Consider the following 1,866-nt stretch of genomic DNA (forward strand, 5'->3'; position numbering starts at 1 on the left):
CGTCGGCATCGTGCGCTGGCAGACCTTCACCTACGACTGCGAAAACCGCCTGGTCAAAACCGAAACCATGGCCGACACGCAGGTCGAAAGCACCAGCAGCTACCAATACGACAGCCTGGGCCGAAGAGTCGCCAAACAGTCCGAAATAAAAGGCCACACCGACCACAAACGCTTCCTCTGGCAAGGCTTGCGCATGCTGCGTGAGGAAAGTCCGGGCCAGAGCAGCCTGTACCTCTACGAGCCCGGCAGCTATGCGCCGCTGGCCCGTGTGGACGAGAAAGAAGGCGAGGTAGAGAACAAGGTTTACTACTTCCACACCGACCAGATCGGCACACCGCTGGAAATGACCGACGCCGAAGGGCAGATCGTCTGGCAGGCGAAGTACCGGGCATGGGGTGCGGTGGAGAAGCTGGTGGTGAACGAGGTTGAGCAGAACCTGCGGTTTCAGGGGCAGTATTTTGATGCCGAGACGGGGCTGCACTACAACACGTTTCGGTATTACGACCCGGAGATTGGGCGGTTTATAACGCAGGATCCGATTGGGTTGTTGGGTGGGGTTAATCTTTATCAGTATGCTCCAAGTGCAATCGGCTGGATTGATCCGCAGGGTTTAGCTACGCTTTTTGAATTAGGAACCTATGGAGGACTTAACGGGTCATCTCACGTTGGAGATGGTTTACAAGCTCACGAACTCCTCCGTCACGAATATCTAGTCCAGCAGAATCTTGCGGAGAAAAGTACTAGGCTTCCAGGAAATCCATCTATTGCGTTGGATCTAGATCATCACACTAGAGGCCCAATGAAAGATACAAGAGGTATTGGTGGTGCTCATTGGCATGAGGCGCAAATACGTGAGAGCCAAGGTTTGGGTAGGAATGAATTTGCATCATCTCTAAAGCGTGAGCTAGACATCACTTCAGGAGCGCTTCGGAAAAGTGGGGTTCCTAAGTCTAGAGTGAAAGAGTTAAAAAGAATGGCCAAGAAGTTTCATAGCAGCCTTAATGGGTGTGGGTAATTAAATATGGTATTAGTTAAAGAAATTATTTTATCAGACAACGCTGAGCGCTCTAGCGTTATCATGGGTGGCAGCTCAGTAAAATTAAATGCTTGGCCGACTAACCCCAACGGAGAAAGTCTTGTGTTAGTTGCCACTATAGAGTGCGCTAACCTCAAAAAACTTTCTGGCTTCAGCTCAATCCCGGAGGAGGGTATACTGTATATATTTTCAACTTACAGTCGCTCTGATTATTTTCTCGACAACGTTACGTATAGTGGCGATACTTCTGAGCTAGAGCTGATACTGAGTGGGTACACCCTAGTAATTATAGGGAATTCTGATTCTGAAATAGTAAGTCCGAATGAATCAATTCCGAAAGTACATACGGAATTTAAAGAAAGAGAAGTAGGGCATGATGAGTATCCAGTATTCTCAATGCTTACGAATACCCCACCTAATGGAGTATCCTTACCTCCAGATTTGCAGAAAGAGTATGAGTTTGTAATGCAGTTGTACTCCTCAGATTTCCCTGAGCCATTTAAAGATATATTTTATTTGACCGATGCCGTTGGATGTCTTCTTTTGAAAAAAGATGGCTCAGGCAGTGGGCTGTTTTTTGTGCACACAGCATGATTAATTGTTAGACAGTAGTGAGTGAGTACTATCCGGCTAGGCGAGTATGTCGGATTACTGCTTTTTAAAAACTTGGTGATTTTACAGTTGAGCTCGATTGCCGCTTCTTAAAGAACGAGGCCAGAAGCTTTAAGAAGCGGTGTCTGAGCGAACCTGTGCTACATGACTCTTGTTGTAGACCAACTGATCAGCGACATGGAACGCGACGACCTGCACCGCGAGGTCTACCGCACCCA

General features: G+C 47.9%; 2 protein-coding genes. Both read left to right on the forward strand.

What is annotated here, in order from left to right:
* Window positions 1–1,015, forward strand: a 1,015-nt coding sequence (locus tag AO388_RS28265) for an RHS repeat domain-containing protein (RefSeq protein WP_177343145.1), incomplete at its 5' end; no start/stop codon positions are given.
* Between the two features lie 6 nt (window positions 1,016–1,021).
* Complete coding sequence (locus AO388_RS28270; RefSeq protein ID WP_083515891.1) at window positions 1,022–1,630, forward strand: DUF1963 domain-containing protein; 609 nt, start codon at window positions 1,022–1,024, stop codon at window positions 1,628–1,630.
* Window positions 1,631–1,866: the final 236 nt, after the last annotated feature.

Source organism: Pseudomonas sp. ICMP 10191 (assembly GCF_001467335.1).
Lineage (GTDB): Bacteria > Pseudomonadota > Gammaproteobacteria > Pseudomonadales > Pseudomonadaceae > Aquipseudomonas > Aquipseudomonas cerasi.